We start from the raw sequence: 18,703 nt of genomic DNA on the forward strand, positions 1-18,703 counted from the left end.
CGATCATACGGCGGGGGCTGTCGGTCCTCGCCGGGGATCCCGCCGCTATGCTGACCGGATGAAGAAGATGAAGGCGGTCATTCCCGCGGCAGGGCTGGGGACGCGCTTTCTGCCTGCGACGAAGGCGATGCCGAAGGAGATGCTCCCGGTCGTCGACAAGCCGGCCATCCAGTACGTCGTCGAGGAAGCGGTCAGCGCCGGCATCGACGACATCCTCGTCATCATCGGACGCAACAAGAACGCCATCTCCGATCACTTCGACTCGGTCCCCGAGCTCGAGGTGCGGCTGCGGCAGAAGGGCGACAAGGGCCGCCTGGAGCGCGTGACGAAGTCGAGCGATCTCGCCGACATCCACTTCGTCCGCCAGGGCGAGCCCAAGGGCCTCGGTCACGCGGTGCTGCGAGCCAGGACGCACGTGGGTGACAGCTCCTTCGCCGTCCTCCTGGGGGATGACCTCATCGACGAGCGCGACTCGCTGCTCATCGAGATGATCGCCGCGCACGAGCGCACCGGCGCCGCTGTCGTCGCGCTGATGGAGGTGGACGCCGAGCACATCCACATGTACGGGGTCGCCGCGGTCGACGGCGTGCATGTCGACGACGGAGACAGCGTGAAGGTCACCGCGCTGGTCGAGAAGCCGAACGCCGAGGACGCTCCGTCGAACCTCGCCGTGATCGGACGCTACGTGCTGCCGCAGCACATCTTCGAGGTCCTCGAGCGGACGCAGCCGGGCAAGGGCGGGGAGATCCAGCTGACGGACGCTCTGCAGGAGCTCGCCGCGGACCCCGACGGTCCCGGCGTCGTGGGCGTGGTCTTCCGCGGGCGCCGGTACGACACCGGCGATCGTGCCGACTACATCAAGGCCATCGTCCAGCTCGCCGTGGATCGCGACGACCTCGGCCCGGATCTGCGTCCGTGGCTGAAGGACTTCGCCGCCGGCCTGTAGGCGCGGACAGCCGCCGTGCTCCTCGAGACCACTGACCGGATGCATCACGGGCCGGTCGGCCTGCGCCTGATCCGCCCGCGCGATGCGCGAACGCTGCAGCGGGAGCTGTTGACGAACCGCGCCTGGCTGCAGCCGTGGGAGGCGACCATCCCCGGGGGCGCCTCGTCCTTCGACATGCGGGTCAGCATCCGTCGCCTTCTGCAGCAGCACCGGGACGGCACCGGGCATCCCTTCGTGATGGAGTACGACGGCGAGATCGCCGGTCAGCTCAACATCTGGGGAGTCTCCCGCGGATCGCTGTGCTCGGCGACGATCGGGTACTGGGTGAGCGAGCGCTTCGCGGGACGAGGCATCACCACCACCGCCGTGGCGATGGCCACCGATGCCGCGTTCGACCAGCTGGGCCTGCACCGCATGGAGATCTGCATCCGCCCCGAGAATCAGGCCAGCCTGCGCGTGGTCCGCAAGCTCGGGTTCCGATACGAGGGGCTGCGGCGGCGCTTCATCCACATCGACGGGGACTGGCGCGATCACCACGCCTTCGCGCTCACGCGCGAGGACGTGCCGGGCGGAGTGCTGAACCGCTGGGTGCAGGGACTGGTGCCTCCCGACGCCGGCGCCGTGCCCGGGGAGTCCTGAACCTCGGTATCCGACCGGTCGTCGGCATTCCCGCGCGACACGCGATCCTCGTGCCGGGGTCGCGCGCGTCAGTTCGCTTACCGTGGACTCTATGGATGGGCCGGTGCTGAGTGGGGGCGTGATCGTCCTTGTCGCGGTGCTGCTGTGGGCGCTGTACTTCATGCCCAGCTGGCGCGGCCGTCATCAGTACTACGCCGCCGAGCGCAACGCCGTGCGGCTGAATCAGGCGCTCCGGGTGCTCGCGGAGACGAGCGAGACCCCCGATGAGGTGCGACTCGAGCTGACCGCGCGCACGGCACTGCAGCAGCAGCGGCTGGCGAAGCGCGTGCAGGCTGAGAAGGAGAACGCCGAGCTGGAGCGACTGCGCAGCGAACTCGCGGCCACGCGTCGTGATCCGCTCGTGCGTCAGGCCAGGGCGAGGCGCCGCACGCGCCTGGCCGCGAGCATCGTGCTGGTTACGGCGTTCGCAGCGCTCGGTCTCGGCATCTGGCAGTTCCTCGCCGCCGGCGGATGGATGCTGGCAGCTGTCGGCGCGGTGATGACCGCGCTCGCCGTGGCCGTGCTCGTCAGGATGGCTCAGGTCGCCCGCAGGGCGGCGACTCACGTGATCAGGGCGGACGCCGCTCCGCAGACGGAGCGCATCGCGCCGCCGCTGCACGATCAGGGCCCGGCGTCCTGGACTCCTCGTGCGCTGCCTCAGCCGATGGTGGCGATGGCTGGGTCGCGGGCTCAGGCCGCGCAGGCGCAGATCGACGCGCAGGACGAGCGCCGCCGGGCTGCGCGCCGTGCGGAGCTGCGCCGCCGGGCGGAGGAGCTGGCACCGCTGGCTCCGGTGGTTCTTCCCGCGGCGACCGCCGTGTCGGATGCCGGTGACTCTCCCTATGCACGGATGGGAGTCGTCGACGATTCCGAGATCGAGGCGCATGTGCGGCAGCTGCTCGCGCGTCGGGCAGCCGGCTGATCCGGCACCCTCGCCGTGACGCGATCGGCCCGACGGGCGTGATAGCGTAGACGAGGTTCAAGGGCCTATGGCGCAGTTGGTAGCGCGCCTCGTTCGCATCGAGGAGGTCAGGGGTTCGAATCCCCTTAGGTCCACAGAACAGAAGCCCCCTCCGAGCACAGCTCGGAGGGGGCTTTCTCGTACTCGGGGGAGTGTCGACGTCTGGGTTGCACCGCTGCCGGCCCGTGGCACCCCGCGGACTGGCAGCCGGCCCGACGAACCGCGAACCGCGTGTTTCCGGGCCTGACCGGCCGGACACGCCCGGGATGCCGCGCCGATTTGCCGGATCCCCGGGATCCACGTAAATTATTACTTGTTCGCCCCAAGCGGTTGAGCGGAAGGCCTGAAGGGCCTGGCTCCCCACCAAGAGGTGAACGAATCACACTCCACCGGATCTGATCCGGTCGGGCCAATAGGCCCGGGGAGCGTGATCGTCCCGCAGGGCAACGTCGATTTGACAAGCTCGCCGAGACGGATAAGCTAGAACGGTTGCCTCGGAAACGGGGCGGCGATCTGGTCCTGATCCTCACGGCGCGTCGAACACGACAGCCCGGTCGGGACAACATGATTGTGAAGTTGCCTTGCGCTTCTCGCCTCGTTGGGGTGGGTGTGTGGGTGCGTCCGATCCTTGAGAACTCAACAGCGTGCACTTGTCAAATGCCAAATTATCCTCGTCCAGCTTTTTTGCTGGGTTGAGAATTCCTTTGGATCAAAGTCCAATCCTCTTTTGGGGGGTTGGCGTATGGATATGTCAGCAATGATTTATTCATTTTGGTCATGATTGAACTCGCTGCCTTCGAACCGTTTTCCCGGTTGTTGGTGGCTATCGTTTTTTACGGAGAGTTTGATCCTGGCTCAGGATGAACGCTGGCGGCGTGCTTAACACATGCAAGTCGAACGATGAAGCCCAGCTTGCTGGGTGGATTAGTGGCGAACGGGTGAGTAACACGTGAGCAACCTGCCCCTGACTCTGGGATAAGCGCTGGAAACGGCGTCTAATACTGGATATGTCCCATCACCGCATGGTGTGTGGGTGGAAAGATTTTTCGGTTGGGGATGGGCTCGCGGCCTATCAGCTTGTTGGTGAGGTAATGGCTCACCAAGGCGTCGACGGGTAGCCGGCCTGAGAGGGTGACCGGCCACACTGGGACTGAGACACGGCCCAGACTCCTACGGGAGGCAGCAGTGGGGAATATTGCACAATGGGCGCAAGCCTGATGCAGCAACGCCGCGTGAGGGATGACGGCCTTCGGGTTGTAAACCTCTTTTAGCAGGGAAGAAGCGAAAGTGACGGTACCTGCAGAAAAAGCACCGGCTAACTACGTGCCAGCAGCCGCGGTAATACGTAGGGTGCAAGCGTTATCCGGAATTATTGGGCGTAAAGAGCTCGTAGGCGGTTTGTCGCGTCTGCTGTGAAATTCCGAGGCTCAACCTCGGGCTTGCAGTGGGTACGGGCAGACTAGAGTGCGGTAGGGGAGATTGGAATTCCTGGTGTAGCGGTGGAATGCGCAGATATCAGGAGGAACACCGATGGCGAAGGCAGATCTCTGGGCCGTAACTGACGCTGAGGAGCGAAAGGGTGGGGAGCAAACAGGCTTAGATACCCTGGTAGTCCACCCCGTAAACGTTGGGAACTAGTTGTGGGGTCCTTTCCACGGATTCCGTGACGCAGCTAACGCATTAAGTTCCCCGCCTGGGGAGTACGGCCGCAAGGCTAAAACTCAAAGGAATTGACGGGGACCCGCACAAGCGGCGGAGCATGCGGATTAATTCGATGCAACGCGAAGAACCTTACCAAGGCTTGACATATACGAGAACGGGCCAGAAATGGTCAACTCTTTGGACACTCGTAAACAGGTGGTGCATGGTTGTCGTCAGCTCGTGTCGTGAGATGTTGGGTTAAGTCCCGCAACGAGCGCAACCCTCGTTCTATGTTGCCAGCACGTAATGGTGGGAACTCATGGGATACTGCCGGGGTCAACTCGGAGGAAGGTGGGGATGACGTCAAATCATCATGCCCCTTATGTCTTGGGCTTCACGCATGCTACAATGGCCGGTACAATGGGCTGCGATACCGTAAGGTGGAGCGAATCCCAAAAAGCCGGTCCCAGTTCGGATTGAGGTCTGCAACTCGACCTCATGAAGTCGGAGTCGCTAGTAATCGCAGATCAGCAACGCTGCGGTGAATACGTTCCCGGGTCTTGTACACACCGCCCGTCAAGTCATGAAAGTCGGTAACACCTGAAGCCGGTGGCCTAACCCTTGTGGAGGGAGCCGTCGAAGGTGGGATTGGTAATTAGGACTAAGTCGTAACAAGGTAGCCGTACCGGAAGGTGCGGCTGGATCACCTCCTTTCTAAGGAGCATCTGACACCTCCGGGTGTCCAGAACCCAGATCGAAGGCATACGTTCTTCGCTGGGAGCTCATGGGTGGAACATTTGACATGCCGTCAGCGCAGCTGACTTCATTTAGTACGGTCTTCGGATCTGGAACGGTGGGGGAAGCCAGCAGGCGGCTGCACGCTGTTGGGTCCTGAGGGACCGGGCCGGCCTTATGGTCGTTCTGAACCTCTAGGCCCCTTTCGTCGTTTCCTTTCGGGGTTTCGGTGTTGGGGGACCGCCCGTACTTTGAGAACTACACAGTGGACGCGAGCATCTTAAAGAATTATTGATCACCAGTCTTTTCCTGGACTGGTGGTTACTCATGTGATTTCAAGTCTTTAAGAGCAAACGGTGGATGCCTTGGCATCTGGAGCCGAAGAAGGACGTAGCAATCTGCGATAAGCCTCGGGGAACTGATAAGCGAGTTTTGATCCGAGGGTGTCCGAATGGGGAAACCCCGCCAGGCGTTTTGCGACCTGGTGACTCCCGCCTGAATATATAGGGCGGGTAGAGGGAACGTGGGGAAGTGAAACATCTCAGTACCCACAGGAAGAGAAAACAACAGTGATTCCGTGAGTAGTGGCGAGCGAAAGCGGATGAGGCTAAACCGGGTGTGTGTGATAGCCGGCAGGCGTTGCATGCCCGGGGTTGCGGGACTTTTTTGATCATTCTGCCGAGTGGTCGACGTGATGTGACGATATAGACGAATGGTCTTGAAAGGCCAGCCATAGTGGGTGCCAGCCCCGTAGTCGAAATGTTGTGCGCAGCGTGAAGAGTATCCCAAGTAGCACGGGGCCCGAGAAATCCCGTGTGAATCTGTCAGGACCACCTGATAAGCCTAAATACTCCCAGATGACCGATAGCGGACAAGTACCGTGAGGGAAAGGTGAAAAGTACCCCGGGAGGGGAGTGAAATAGTGCCTGAAACCGTTTGCTTACAAACCGTTGGAGCCTCCTTAGTAGGGGTGACAGCGTGCCTTTTGAAGAATGAGCCTGCGAGTTAGTGATATGTGGCGAGGTTAACCCGTGTGGGGTAGCCGTAGCGAAAGCGAGTCTGAATAGGGCGATTCAGTCGCATGTCCTAGACCCGAAGCGAAGTGATCTATCCATGGCCAGGTTGAAGCACGTGTAAGAGCGTGTGGAGGACCGAACCCACTTAGGTTGAAAACTGAGGGGATGAGCTGTGGATAGGGGTGAAAGGCCAATCAAACTTCGTGATAGCTGGTTCTCTCCCGAAATGCATTTAGGTGCAGCGTTGCGTGTTTCTTACCGGAGGTAGAGCTACTGGATGGCCGATGGGCCTCAACAGGTTACTGACGTCAGCCAAACTCCGAATGCCGGTAAGTGAGAGCGCAGCAGTGAGACTGTGGGGGATAAGCTTCATAGTCGAGAGGGAAACAACCCAGACCACCATCTAAGGTCCCAAAGCGCGTGCTAAGTGGAAAAGGATGTGGAGTTGCTTAGACAACCAGGAGGTTGGCTTAGAAGCAGCCACCCTTGAAAGAGTGCGTAATAGCTCACTGGTCAAGTGATTCCGCGCCGACAATGTAACGGGGCTCAAGCACGCCACCGAAGTTGTGGCATTGACATTTTTGGTAGGCCTTCGTGGTCCAGCCGTGTTGATGGGTAGGAGAGCGTCGTGTGGCGAGTGAAGCGGCGGTGTGAACCAGCCGTGGACGCTACACGAGTGAGAATGCAGGCATGAGTAGCGAAAGACGTGTGAGAAACACGTCCTCCGGAAGACCAAGGGTTCCAGGGTCAAGCTAATCTTCCCTGGGTAAGTCGGGACCTAAGGCGAGGCCGACAGGCGTAGTCGATGGACAACGGGTTGATATTCCCGTACCGGCGAAGAACCGCCCAAGCTAATCCAGTAGTGCTAAGTATCTGAATCCCAGTGACTGATCCCTTCGGGGTGACGCTCTGGGCCTAGCGTACGACCCCATTCTGGTGCGGTTAGCGTATTAACAGGTGTGACGCAGGAAGGTAGCCCAAGCCAGGCGATGGTTGTCCTGGTGCAAGCGTGTAGGCCGAGTCGTAGGCAAATCCGCGACTCATGCAGGCTGAGACGCGATGCGGATAAAAAGTGGGTGATCCTATGCTGCCAAGAAAAGCATCGACGCGAGGTTCAAGCCGCCCGTACCCCAAACCGACTCAGGTGGTCAGGTAGAGAATACCAAGGAGATCGAGAGAATCGTGGTTAAGGAACTCGGCAAAATGCCCCCGTAACTTCGGGAGAAGGGGGGCCACCCGCTTATACGGACTTGCTCCGAAAAGGGTGTGGTGGCCGCAGAGACTAGTGGGTAGCGACTGTTTACTAAAAACACAGGTCCGTGCGAAGACGCAAGTCGATGTATACGGACTGACGCCTGCCCGGTGCTGGAAGGTCAAGAGGACCGGTTAGCCGCAAGGCGAAGCTGAGAATTTAAGCCCCAGTAAACGGCGGTGGTAACTATAACCATCCTAAGGTAGCGAAATTCCTTGTCGGGTAAGTTCCGACCTGCACGAATGGCGTAACGACTTCCCAACTGTCTCAACCGCGAACTCGGCGAAATTGCATTACGAGTAAAGATGCTCGTTACGCGCAGCAGGACGGAAAGACCCCGTGACCTTTACTACAGCTTGGTATTGGTGTTCGGTGTGGCTTGTGTAGGATAGGTGGGAGACTTTGAAGCCATGACGCCAGTTATGGTGGAGTCATTGTTGAAATACCACTCTGGTCACTCTGGATATCTAACTTCGAACCGTGATCCGGTTCAGGGACAGTGCCTGGTGGGTAGTTTAACTGGGGCGGTTGCCTCCCAAAAAGTAACGGAGGCGCCCAAAGGTTCCCTCAACCTGGTTGGTAATCAGGTGGCGAGTGTAAGTGCACAAGGGAGCTTGACTGTGAGACTGACAGGTCGAGCAGGGACGAAAGTCGGGACTAGTGATCCGGCAGTGGCTTGTGGAAGCGCTGTCGCTCAACGGATAAAAGGTACCTCGGGGATAACAGGCTGATCTTGCCCAAGAGTCCATATCGACGGCATGGTTTGGCACCTCGATGTCGGCTCGTCGCATCCTGGGGCTGGAGTAGGTCCCAAGGGTTGGGCTGTTCGCCCATTAAAGCGGTACGCGAGCTGGGTTTAGAACGTCGTGAGACAGTTCGGTCCCTATCCGCTGCGCGCGTAGGAAGTTTGAGAGGATCTGACCCTAGTACGAGAGGACCGGGTTGGACGAACCTCTGGTGTGCCAGTTGTTCCGCCAGGAGCACCGCTGGTTAGCTACGTTCGGGATGGATAACCGCTGAAAGCATCTAAGCGGGAAGCCGGCCTCAAGATGAGACTTCCATCACCTTCGGGTGGAGAGGCTCCCAGCCAGATTACTGGGTTGATAGGCCAGATGTGGAAGCACCGCAAGGTGTGCAGCTGACTGGTACTAATAAGCCGATGACTTGATAACACCAATTCTTTCTAGATGAACGCGTCCACTTTGTGGTTCTCGACGTACGGTCGGGAACCGAACAACCACACTCAACGTGTGTGTTGCCTGATACATGTCAATAGTGTTTCGGCGGCCATAGCGTGAGGGAAACGCCCGGTCACATTCCGAACCCGGAAGCTAAGCCTCACAGCGCCGATGGTACTGCAGGGGGGACCCTGTGGGAGAGTAGGACACCGCCGGACTTCATTTGTGGAAAAGCCACCCCTCGCGGGGTGGCTTTTCTGCGTTAACGCCCGGATGATTTGACTTCCCCTGCGCGGGCGGGCTATGGTCGGAGGTTACAGCCCGCCAGCCAGAAGAAGGGGAAGCGAGTCATATGTCTGGAAAGACACCGCAGGAACGCGGAAGCAAGAAGGTCGCGAAGCTCTCACTCAAGGAGAAGAGAGCGGAGAAGCGCGCGAAGCGCGAGCCCGAGACCTTCCTCAAGACCCGAAAGGGTGCGAACGCCTGATCGAGCGGTTACGACCGGGCGCTCAGGCCCGGTCGTAACCCAGGCGGTTCTGCAGCATCCGTGCGGCGTCTCTGACCGCATCCGTGGGATCCGTCATCGCACGATCCTCCTGCCAGGTCACGGCGATCGCCGCAGCGGGCCAGCCCGCGTGATCGCGGACGACCGCGGCCACCGACCGGAATCCCGGGGTGACCTCGCCGTCCTCCGTCGCGACACCCGCTGCTCGCACCTCCTGCAGCAGCTCGCGCAGTTCGCTGGGTCGTGACGGACCGCGACCCGTGCGTTCGGTGAACGCCGCACGATCCGGGTACAGCGCGCGCACCTGACTGCGGGGGAGAGCCGCCAGCATCGCGCGCCCTGTCGCGGTCAGGTGCGCAGGCAGCCGCACACCCACGTCCGTCACCAGAGCGGGACGGCGCACCGCCCGTTCCTCCACGATGTACAGCACGTCCCGCCCGCTCATCACCGCCAGGTGCGCACTCTCGCCGATCAGGTCGGCCAGGGAGGCCAGCAGCGGTCGTCCCAGCCGTGCCAGCGGCTCCTGCCTGGCGTACCCTCCTGCCAGCTCGAAGGCGCTGGCGCCGAGACCCCAGCGGCGCTCCTGAGCCAGGTGCACGACGAAGCCGTGGTCCTCGAGCGTGGCCAGCAGATGGTAGATCGTCGAGCGGGGGATGCCCAGGTCGCGGGCCAGTGCCGAGGCGGCGATCGGCGCTGCGCGCCGCGCCAGGTGCCGCAGGATCCGCAGCGTCTGATCGGCCGCGGGCACCTGCGGTCTCGGAGGGACGGAGTCGCCATCGAGTTCGTCTGAGATCACAGACACAGTCTGTCACGAGGCCCTCCCGCCGGGCCGTGTTCCGGTGTGGAATCAGATCATGCAGCATTCCTCTCCCGTGATCATCGGCGCATCCCCCCTCTCACCCGCGGACGTCGTCGCCGTGGCGCGCGACTTCGCGCCGGTCGAGATCGCCGACGACGCCCGTGAGCGCGTGATAGCCGCACGCGCCGTGATCGACAGCCTCGCCGCCGACCCTCATCCGCACTACGGTGTGTCGACCGGCTTCGGTGCGTTGGCGACCACCTTCATCGCCCCCGACCGGCGCCGTCAACTGCAGCTCAGCCTGATCCGCTCCCACGCCGCCGGCACTGGCGACGAGGTGGAGACCGAGGTCGTGCGCGCGCTGCAGCTGCTGCGCCTGCAGACCCTGGCATCCGGTCACACCGGTGTGCGGCCCATCGTCGTCGACACCTACGCCGCCATGCTCAACGCAGGCATCACCCCGATCGTCCGCGAGTACGGATCATTGGGCTGCTCGGGCGACCTGGCGCCACTGGCTCACGTCGCTCTGGCATCGATGGGGGAGGGTGATGTGCGTGTCGCGGGCGAGCTGATGCCGGCATCCGATGCCCTCGCCGCCGCAGGCATCGCGCCGCTCGAACTGGTCGAGAAGGAGGGCCTCGCCCTTATCAACGGCACCGACGGCATGCTGGGGATGCTGCTGCTCGCACTGCACGATCTGGAGAAGCTCCTCACCACAGCCGACCTCGCCGCCGCCATGTCGATCGAGTCGCAGTTCGGCACCGACGCCGTCTTCGCCGCCGACCTCATGGCGCTGCGCCCGCAGCTCGGCCAGTCGGCATCCGCAGCCAACCTGCGCGCGTTCCTCGGCGACTCGCCCATGGTCGCCAGCCACAAGGGCCCTGAGGACGGACGTGTGCAGGACGCCTACTCGCTGCGCTGCTCGCCGCAGGTGCACGGCGCCGCCCGCGACACGATGGGGCACGCGAGGATGATCGCCGAGCGCGAGCTGGCATCCGTCGTCGACAACCCCGTGATCACCTCCGACGGACGCATCGAGTCCAACGGCAACTTCCATGGCGCTCCGATCGCCGTGGTCCTCGACTTCCTCGCGATCTCGGTCGCCGATGTGGCATCCGTCTCCGAGCGACGCACCGACCGCGCCCTCGACCCTGCACGCAACCGCGGACTGCCGCCGTTCCTCGCCCACGAGGTCGGTGTCGACTCCGGCCTGATGATCGCGCAGTACGCCGCCGCCGGCATCGTCTCCGAGCTCAAGCGCCTCGCGGCCCCCGCATCCGTCGATTCGATCCCCTCCTCGGCCATGCAGGAGGACCACGTGTCGATGGGGTGGGCGGGCGCCCGCAAGCTGCGCCGCGCGATCGATGGGCTCACCCGGGTGCTGGCGATCGAGATCCTCACCGGATCCCGCGCGCTCGACCTGCGTGCGCCGCTGGTCGCCGGACCCGCGACCGGCGCCGTCCGCGACCTGGTCCGCACGGTCGCCGCAGGCCCCGGTCCCGACCACTTCCTCTCACCCGATATGGAGGCCGTCACCGAGCTCGTCCGCTCCGGCGCCGTCCTCACGACCGCGAAGGAGCACGCGAATGTCTGAACTCACTCCCTCCGAGCCCACTCTCCACGACCCGACCCGTCGCATCCGCGCCCCGCGGGGCAACCAGCGCACAGCCAAGAGCTGGGGCGCTGAGGCCGCCAAGCGGATGCTGATGAACAACCTCGATGCCGAGGTCGCCGAACACCCCGAGGACCTGGTCGTCTACGGCGGCACCGGCCGTGCCGCACGCAGCTGGGAGGCGTACGACGCGATCGTGCGCACCCTCGACGAGCTCGAGCCCGATGAGACGCTGCTCGTGCAGTCCGGCAAGCCGGTGGGCGTGTTCCGCACCCACGAATGGGCACCGCGCGTGCTGATCGCCAACTCGAACCTCGTCGGCGACTGGGCGAACTGGCCCGAGTTCCGCCGACTCGAGTCGCTCGGACTCATCATGTACGGGCAGATGACCGCAGGATCCTGGATCTACATCGGCACCCAGGGCATCCTGCAGGGCACCTACGAGACCTTCGCCGCCGTCGCCCGCTCGCTCGCCCGCGATTCGCTGAAGGGCACGCTGACCCTCACCGGCGGCGCCGGCGGCATGGGCGGCGCGCAGCCACTGGCCGTCACCCTCAACGACGGCGTCGTGCTGATCGTCGACGTGGACGAGTCGCGGTTGGCCCGCCGCGTCGAGCACGGCTACCTCGACGAGTACACCACCGACCTCGACGCGGCCGTCGCTCGTGTGATGGCGGCCAAGGAGGCCGGCGAGGCGCTCTCGGTCGGCGTCGTCGGCAACACCGCCGAAGTCTTCCCCGAGCTGAAGCGCCGCCAGGACGCGGGACTCATCGCCATCGACGTCGTCACCGACCAGACCAGCGCGCACGACCCGCTCGCCTACCTGCCGATCGGCATCACGGTGGAGGAGTGGAAGTCCGAGGCGAAGCGGGATGCCGAGGACTTCACCCGTCGGTCGCGCGAGTCGATGGCCGCGCACGTGGATGCCATGGTCGCGTTCCAGGATGACGGCGCCGCAGTGTTCGACTACGGCAACTCCCTGCGCGCCGAAGCGCAGCTGGGCGGGAGCGAGCGGGCCTTCGAGTTCCCCGGTTTCGTGCCGGCGTACATCCGCCCGCAGTTCGAAGAGGGCCGCGGTCCGTTCCGCTGGGCGGCGCTCTCGGGTGACCCGGAGGACATCTACAAGACCGACCGCGCCATCGCGGAGCTGTTCCCCGAGGACAAGGCCCTGCACCGCTGGCTCGAGAAGGCACGTGAGAAGGTGCACTTCGAGGGGCTGCCCGCCCGCATCTGCTGGCTCGGCTACAAGGAGCGGCACCTCGCGGGCCTCAAGTTCAATGAGATGGTCGCCTCCGGTGAGCTCTCGGCACCCATCGTGATCGGCCGCGACCACCTCGATTCCGGATCGGTGGCTTCGCCGTACCGTGAGACCGAGGCGATGAAGGACGGCTCGGATGCCATCGCGGACTGGCCGCTTCTGAACGCGCTGCTGAACACGGCATCCGGGGCCAGCTGGGTCTCGCTGCACCACGGCGGCGGTGTCGGCATCGGACGCAGCATCCACGCCGGTCAGGTCACCGTCGCCGACGGATCGGAGCTGGCGGCGCAGAAGCTCGAGCGGGTGCTCACCAACGATCCCGGCACCGGCGTCATGCGCCATGTGGATGCCGGCTACGAGCACGCCCGCGAGATCGCCCGCGAGCGCGGACTCAAGGTGCCGATGCTGTGACTGCCACGCTGATCACCGACATCGGGGAGCTGACCACCAACGTCGGCCCCGAGCCCCTGCACGACGCGGCCGTGCTGATCGAGCACGGGCTGATCACGTGGGTCGGCCAGTCCGCCGACGCCCCGACGCCGCCCGGGGGCTTCACCGAGGTGGATGCCGACGGTCGGGCGGTGATCCCCGGGTTCGTCGACAGCCACAGCCATATCGTCTTCGGCGGCGACCGGGCCGCGGAGTTCGAGGCGCGCATGGCAGGCGAGAAGTATGCGGCCGGCGGCATCCGCTCCACCGTCGCAGCCACCCGAGCCGCGACCGACGAGGAGCTGCGGGCGCGCATGCACGGCTTCGTCGCCGAGATGCTCGCCCAGGGCACCACGACGATCGAGATCAAGAGCGGCTACGGGTTGGACGTTCAGACCGAAGCGCGGCTGGTGCGTCTGGCCGCCGAAGTCACCGAGGAGGTCACCTTCCTCGGCGCCCACGTCGTGCCCGCCGAGTACGCGGATCGCGGCGACGAGTACGTCGACCTCGTGATCGGGGACATGCTCGACGCGTGCGCTCCGTACGCGAAGTGGATCGACGTGTTCTGCGAGACCGGCGCCTTCACCGTGGCGCAGTCGCGTCGCGTGCTCGAGGCCGGCATCGCCCGCGGGCTGCGGCCTCGGGTGCACGCCAGCCAGCTCGGACCAGGCGAAGGCGTTCAGCTCGCGATCGAGCTGGGTGCGGCATCCGTCGACCACGGCACGTACCTGACCGACGCCGACGTGGCCGAGCTCGCGGCATCCGACACGGTTCTCACCCTGCTGCCCGGTGTGGAGTTCTCCACTCGGCATCCGTACCCCGACGCGCGCCGGCTGATCGATGCCGGCGTCACCGTCGCGCTGGCATGCGACACGAACCCCGGGTCGAGCTTCACCTCGTCGATGCCGTTCTGCATCGCGCTCGCCGTGCGGGAGATGGGGATGACCTCCGCCGAGGCGGTGCGGGCCGCGACCGCGGGAGGCGCCGCGGCACTGCGACGGACTGACATCGGGGTGATCGCTCCCGGCATGCGTGCGGACCTGGTGCTGCTGAACGCACCCAGCATCGTGCACCTGGCCTACCGGCCCGGGGTTCCGCTGGTCTCGAAGGTGTGGAAGGACGGCGTCGCGGTCCGCTGACCGCGACGCGGAAAGGAACGTGAACATGGCACTGCCGCACGATGAGCTCTGGCCGCGCGCCGGGGGCTGGCCCGCGCCGAAGCCGGGGGAGAAGGCGGATGCCGTGCTGCTGGGCGTCCCCACCTGGCGCACCTCCATCTCGACCACCGGCGCACACGCGACACCGGCGGCGATCCGCGACGCCCTTCCGCGGTACAGCGCCGCGCTGATGGGGGCTCCCGCGCTCGATCTGAACGAGGTGCTGCGGGTCGCCGACGCCGGAGACGTGCATGAGCCGGATGGGGAGGAGGGCACAGAGCGTGCCGTGCAGCGGGTGCGGGAGCTGGCCGCGGACGCCCGGCTCGTGATCGCCCTCGGCGGCGACAACTCGCTCACCTATCCGGTGGCGCGAGGGGCGAGCGCGGACGGGCTGATCACCATCGACGCGCACTTCGACCTGCGCGACGGCATCTCCAACGGCTCGCCCGTGCGCCGCCTGGTGCAGGACGCCCCGGACGGGCAGCGCATCGACCCGACGCGCATCGTGCAGATCGGCATCGCGGACTTCGCGAAACTCGCTCGCCTACGCGCAGCGTGCAGCGGACTGGGGCATCCGAGTGATCACCCTCGACGAGGTGCGCCGCCGCGGCATCGCCGACGTGGTGGCCGAGGCGCTCGAGATCGCCGGGACAGGCTCGCGCATCCACCTGGACATCGACGTGGACGCGGCGGACCGTGCCGTCGTGCCGGGATGCCCGGCCAGCGTTCCCGGCGGCTTCGCGGCGTGGGAGCTGCGGGCGCTCGTGCGCGCGCTCGCCGCAGACGCGCGGATCGTCAGCGCCGACATCTCCGAGGTCGACGCGACAGCGGATGCCGAGGACGGCCGCACCGTGCGCCTCGCGGCGCTGTGCGTGCTCGAGCTGCTGGCCGGCCTCGCTGCGCGCTGACCCTGCGCGTACCGATGCCCGCATCGCCGGGCGCGGGTAGCGTGGAGGCATGGCACGGATACTGATCGTCGGCGGCCACGGCAAGGTCGCACTTCTGCTCGCCCCTGTTCTCACCGACCGCGGTGATGAGGTGACCGCGGTCGTCCGCAATCCCGACCACGCGGAGGACGTGCGCGCCACCGGCGCGAACCCCGTCGTGTTCGACATCGAGCAGGGCAGCCGCGAGGAACTCGCCGCATTGATCGCCGGGCACGATGCCGTGGTCTGGTCGGCCGGCGCAGGCGGCGGATCCGCTGCGCGCACGCACGCCGTGGACTTCGAGGCCGCGGTGCGGTCGATGGATGCGGCGAAGGATGCCGGTGTCGCCCGCTACGTGATGGTGTCGTACTTCAACGCGTCGCCGGACCACGGCATCCCCGCCTCGAACTCCTTCCACGCCTACGCCGAGGCGAAGGCGGCCGCGGACGAGTATCTGCGTGCGACATCGCTGGACTGGACAGTGCTCGGTCCCAGTGCGCTCACCCTCGACGAGGGCACCGGCCGTATCGACGCGGCAGCGTCCGAGTCGGGTCAGGTGTCGCGGGCGAACGTCGCCCTGGTCATCGCGCAGACGCTCGTGGAACCCGCCACGATCGGGCGGACGATCCGGTTCAACGACGGGGAGACGCCGATCGCCGAGGCGCTCGCGGACTGATCAGACGCGATCGGCGAGGCCGGTCTCGCCCGTCTCGCGCGCGCAGTTGTCTTGACCTGCTCTTTCATGACCCGCCAGCATGCGCGCTGGACGGTCAGCAGGGGAGGGGGTGGCCTGGGCGAAGCCGGCGGCGTACCCTTGCGACAGTCAGGCGCCCGGGATCACTGCGTGCGCCACGGCGAAGATCGCCAGGCCTGCCAGCGCGCCGACGACCGTGCCGTTCAGGCGGATGTACTGCAGGTCGCGGCCCACCATGAGTTCGATCTTCTCGGTCGTCTCGGCGGCGTCCCACTTCTCGACCGTGTCGGTGATGATCGAGGCGATGTCGTGCCGGTACCGGTCGACGAGGAACACGGCGGCATCGGTCGCCCAGCCGTCCACGCGCGCCTGCAGAGCGGGCTCGGTCGCGAGCCGGCTGCCGATCTCGGCGACCGCGGTCGCCGCGCGGCGGCGCAGACCGCTCTGCGGATCGGCGAGAGCGGCGAGCAGGCCGTTCTTCGCCGTCTCCCAGACCTCGGCGGCCAGCGAGATCACGCGAGGGCTGTCGAACACCGCAGCCTTGGCGCCCTCGAAGCGGTCGCGCATGGCGGGATCGTTCTGAAGCCGGTCGGCGAGACGGGCGAGATAGCCGTCCAACGCGCGGCGGGCGGGATGCTGCGGATCGGCCTGCACGGCCTGCACGAAGCGCTGAGCCTCGTGATACACGGTCTCGTCGACGAACCGGTGCGCCAGACGAGGCACCCAGGAGGGCAGGCGACGGGACACCAGCCCGCTGAAGGTGTGCGCGTTGGCATCCAGCCAGGTGCTGATGCTGTCCACGGCCAGATCCACCGCCCCGCGATGAGCATCCGCCTCGACGATGCGCTCCAGCCAGCCACCGGCTGAGGGCGCCCAGTCGGGCGCGATGAGGTGCTCGCGCGCGAGATCGGCGATCAGGCTCTGCACATCGTCGTCGCTCAGGGCGCGCAGCACGGCGGACGCCGCGGTGGAGGCCTCCGCGGTGACGCGTTCGGCGTGGACGGGCTGCTGCATCCACTCGCCGAGGCGCCGCGAGAGCGCGGTGCGGGACAGCTTGTCTCGCACGACGTCGCCGGAGAGGAAGTTCGTCTCGACGAACTCGCCGAGCGTGTGGCCGATCTCGTCCTTGCGGTTGGGGATGATGGCGGTGTGCGGGATGGGCAGGCCCAGCGGATGCCGGAACAGCGCCGTCACCGCGAACCAGTCGGCCAGGGCGCCCACCATGCCGCCCTCGGCCGCGGCTCTCACGTATCCCAGCCAGGGGTGTCGGTTCTCGAGCCAGAAGGCGAGGACGAAGATCACCGCCATGAAGATCAGGGCGCCCAGCGCGACCGCCTTCATCCGCCGCAGTCCGCGCAGCCTCTCCTGATCGGCCGGGGAGAGCAGCGCCATCGGAGTGCGGGACATGGGGCCATCATTTCACGGCCGGATGCGGACCGCGGCGACTACGCTCGTAGGCGTGATCGACGACATCAAGAAGCGCGCCCTGCACCGCACCAGCATCCTCGAGGGTCAGCTGCGCGGCATCGCGCGGATGATCGAGAACGAGGAGTACTGCATGGACATCATCACGCAGTCGCGTGCCGTGCAGCGCTCTCTCGAATCACTCAACCGGCTGCTGCTGGAGAACCATCTGCGCACGCACGTCACCGAGATGTTCGAGGCGGGCGGAGACGCGCGCGAGACCGCCGTCGGCGAACTGCTGAAGGCGTTCGACTTCGACAAGAAGTAGCGTTCAGGACTCCGGGGTCTCGATCGGCCCGAGCCACGCGCTCGCCGCGGTGGAATGCGCCGACTCCGGGTCGGAGGGGTGGAACATCCCTGCCAGCACGTCGCGGTACAGGCGGGAGAGCTCGTTGGATGCGAAGTACGACCCGCCGCCGCCCACCAGCATCGCCTCGTCGACGACCTGCTTGGCCATCACCACGGCACGGTGCTTGACTCCCGACAGCAGGGTGAACCATCGCGGGCCGTGATCGGCCAGGACATCCACGTCGCGCGCGAGTGCGGCGATCTGCGGCGGCAGTGCGTCGTAGGCCAGCGCCATCCCGGCGACCCGCCAGCGGATGTCGGGATCCTGACTGTACGTCGCGCCGGTCTTCTTCGAACGCCGGCTCTGCGCGGCCGCGACGGCGAGATCCAGACCCCGCCGGGCGATGCCGGTGTAGACGGATGCCAGCAGCAGCTCGAACACGCTGAAGATGCCGAACACGATCGGGTCGGGGTTGGGGCCCGGATCGATGCGACGCACCACGTGCTCGGAGGCCGCGACCGCGCCGGTCAGTCGGGTCGTGCGGCTCTGCGTGCCTCGCATGCCCAGGGTGTCCCAGTCGTCGCCGGTGACCACGGCATCCGTGCGCTCGATGAATGCGAACACCAGCTTCGGAGCATCCGCGCTGGTCGTGTCCAGCCCGTGCAGGCCGAGACGGGTCCACACCGGGGCGAGAGAGGTGAAGATCTTCGTGCCGGTGAAGGCGTAGCCGCCGTCCGGCTGCGGGACGGCATCCGTGTCGCTGCCGAACAGCACCAGGTCATTGCCGCCCTCGCTGATCCCGAACGCGAACACCTCTCCTGCCACCGCACCGCGCTGCACGAACTCCATGCCGGGCACGCCGCGGTCGCCGAACACCTTCGCGACCCCGGTCCACACCAGGTGCATGTTGACCGCGAGGGCCGTGGCGGGGGATGCCGTCGCCAGCCGCTGCTGCAGCAGGGCGGCCTGCTCGAGCCCGAGGCCGGCGCCGCCGAGTTCGGCGGGCACGAGAATCGACAGGTATCCGGCATCCCGCAGCTCGTCGAGATCCTGCTGCGGGAACGTGTTCTCGCGATCGTGCACGACCGCGCGCTCGCGGATGCGCTCCAGCAGGTCGTCGGGAAGGTGTGCCGCGGGATCGAAGGTGCTCACGCGCCCAGCCT

Annotated in this window: 12 protein-coding genes, 1 tRNA gene, 3 rRNA genes and 1 pseudogene; 14 read left to right on the plus strand and 3 right to left on the minus strand. The window is 65.5% G+C overall.

Annotated features, from left to right (window positions below; translation table 11 throughout):
• Window positions 1-58: 58 nt before the first annotated feature.
• The 8 genes from galU (at window position 59) to QF046_RS17215 (ending at window position 8,894) form a co-directional block, all read left to right on the plus strand.
• Window positions 59-946 carry a UTP--glucose-1-phosphate uridylyltransferase GalU gene (galU, locus tag QF046_RS17180; RefSeq protein WP_307372156.1) on the plus strand — a complete coding sequence of 296 codons (888 nt, stop codon included), beginning with the start codon at window positions 59-61 and terminating at the stop codon, window positions 944-946.
• Window positions 947-985: 39 nt separating this feature from the next.
• Window positions 986-1,585, plus strand: coding sequence for a GNAT family N-acetyltransferase (locus QF046_RS17185; RefSeq protein ID WP_307372900.1), 600 nt, complete (start codon window positions 986-988; stop codon window positions 1,583-1,585).
• Window positions 1,586-1,676: 91 nt separating this feature from the next.
• Window positions 1,677-2,546, plus strand: coding sequence for a hypothetical protein (locus QF046_RS17190; RefSeq protein WP_307372159.1), 870 nt, complete (start codon window positions 1,677-1,679; stop codon window positions 2,544-2,546).
• Window positions 2,547-2,607: 61 nt separating this feature from the next.
• Window positions 2,608-2,680, plus strand: a tRNA-Ala gene (locus QF046_RS17195).
• A 737-nt stretch (window positions 2,681-3,417) separates the two neighbouring features.
• Window positions 3,418-4,940 (plus strand): 16S ribosomal RNA (locus QF046_RS17200).
• Window positions 4,941-5,294: 354 nt separating this feature from the next.
• Window positions 5,295-8,401: ribosomal RNA gene (locus QF046_RS17205) — 23S ribosomal RNA — on the plus strand.
• 107 nt (window positions 8,402-8,508) lie between these two features.
• A 5S ribosomal RNA gene (gene rrf / locus QF046_RS17210) occupies window positions 8,509-8,625 on the plus strand.
• The 16S, 23S and 5S rRNA genes sit together here, the layout of an rRNA operon.
• Before the next feature lie 134 nt (window positions 8,626-8,759).
• Window positions 8,760-8,894 carry a hypothetical protein gene (locus tag QF046_RS17215; protein WP_307372160.1) on the plus strand — a complete coding sequence of 45 codons (135 nt, stop codon included), beginning with the start codon at window positions 8,760-8,762 and terminating at the stop codon, window positions 8,892-8,894.
• Window positions 8,895-8,916: 22 nt separating this feature from the next.
• Here QF046_RS17215 and QF046_RS17220 read toward each other — a convergent pair whose 3' ends face one another.
• On the minus strand, window positions 8,917-9,714 hold the full coding sequence (locus QF046_RS17220; protein ID WP_373425741.1) for an IclR family transcriptional regulator: 798 nt from the start codon (window positions 9,712-9,714) through the stop codon (window positions 8,917-8,919).
• Between the two features lie 52 nt (window positions 9,715-9,766).
• On the opposite strand from QF046_RS17220, the gene hutH reads away from it, so the two are divergent.
• The 5 genes and pseudogenes from hutH (at window position 9,767) to QF046_RS17245 (ending at window position 15,769) form a co-directional block, all read left to right on the plus strand.
• Window positions 9,767-11,305: a histidine ammonia-lyase gene (gene hutH / locus QF046_RS17225; RefSeq protein ID WP_307372165.1), complete on the plus strand. Its 1,539-nt coding sequence runs from the start codon at window positions 9,767-9,769 to the stop codon at window positions 11,303-11,305.
• Entirely contained in the window at window positions 11,298-12,992 is a 1,695-nt protein-coding gene (gene hutU / locus QF046_RS17230) for a urocanate hydratase (protein WP_307372166.1), read from the plus strand. The genes hutH and hutU overlap by 8 nt, the downstream gene beginning before the upstream one ends.
• Window positions 12,989-14,149, plus strand: coding sequence for an imidazolonepropionase (gene hutI, locus QF046_RS17235; RefSeq protein ID WP_307372168.1), 1,161 nt, complete (start codon window positions 12,989-12,991; stop codon window positions 14,147-14,149). Before hutU ends, hutI begins: the two co-directional genes overlap by 4 nt.
• Window positions 14,150-14,174: 25 nt before the next feature.
• Window positions 14,175-15,075: pseudogene (locus QF046_RS17240) on the plus strand (arginase family protein).
• Between the two features lie 49 nt (window positions 15,076-15,124).
• Window positions 15,125-15,769 carry an NAD(P)H-binding protein gene (locus QF046_RS17245; RefSeq protein WP_307372170.1) on the plus strand — a complete coding sequence of 215 codons (645 nt, stop codon included), beginning with the start codon at window positions 15,125-15,127 and terminating at the stop codon, window positions 15,767-15,769.
• Window positions 15,770-15,916: 147 nt separating this feature from the next.
• Here the strand turns inward: QF046_RS17245 and QF046_RS17250 are convergent, their stop codons facing one another.
• Complete coding sequence (locus QF046_RS17250) at window positions 15,917-17,194, minus strand: DUF445 domain-containing protein (RefSeq protein ID WP_307372172.1); 1,278 nt, start codon at window positions 17,192-17,194, stop codon at window positions 15,917-15,919.
• A gap of 52 nt (window positions 17,195-17,246) precedes the next feature.
• Between QF046_RS17250 and QF046_RS17255 the strand changes: the two genes are divergently transcribed.
• On the plus strand, window positions 17,247-17,519 hold the full coding sequence (locus QF046_RS17255) for a metal-sensitive transcriptional regulator (RefSeq protein ID WP_307372175.1): 273 nt from the start codon (window positions 17,247-17,249) through the stop codon (window positions 17,517-17,519).
• A 3-nt stretch (window positions 17,520-17,522) separates the two neighbouring features.
• Here the strand turns inward: QF046_RS17255 and QF046_RS17260 are convergent, their stop codons facing one another.
• Complete coding sequence (locus QF046_RS17260) at window positions 17,523-18,692, minus strand: acyl-CoA dehydrogenase family protein (RefSeq protein ID WP_307372177.1); 1,170 nt, start codon at window positions 18,690-18,692, stop codon at window positions 17,523-17,525.
• Window positions 18,693-18,703: the final 11 nt, after the last annotated feature.

The organism is Microbacterium sp. W4I4, from assembly GCF_030816235.1.
Classification (GTDB): Bacteria; Actinomycetota; Actinomycetes; order Actinomycetales; family Microbacteriaceae; genus Microbacterium.

Coding starts and splice junctions, on each gene's coding strand:
- galU (WP_307372156.1), top strand. CDS start 59: ATGAAGAAGATGAAGGCGGTCATTCCCGCGGCAGGGCTGGGGACGCGC.
- QF046_RS17185 (WP_307372900.1), top strand. CDS start 986: ATGCATCACGGGCCGGTCGGCCTGCGCCTGATCCGCCCGCGCGATGCG.
- QF046_RS17190 (WP_307372159.1), top strand. CDS start 1,677: ATGGATGGGCCGGTGCTGAGTGGGGGCGTGATCGTCCTTGTCGCGGTG.
- QF046_RS17215 (WP_307372160.1), top strand. CDS start 8,760: ATGTCTGGAAAGACACCGCAGGAACGCGGAAGCAAGAAGGTCGCGAAG.
- hutH (WP_307372165.1), top strand. CDS start 9,767: ATGCAGCATTCCTCTCCCGTGATCATCGGCGCATCCCCCCTCTCACCC.
- hutU (WP_307372166.1), top strand. CDS start 11,298: ATGTCTGAACTCACTCCCTCCGAGCCCACTCTCCACGACCCGACCCGT.
- QF046_RS17245 (WP_307372170.1), top strand. CDS start 15,125: ATGGCACGGATACTGATCGTCGGCGGCCACGGCAAGGTCGCACTTCTG.
- QF046_RS17250 (WP_307372172.1), bottom strand. CDS start 17,194: ATGTCCCGCACTCCGATGGCGCTGCTCTCCCCGGCCGATCAGGAGAGG.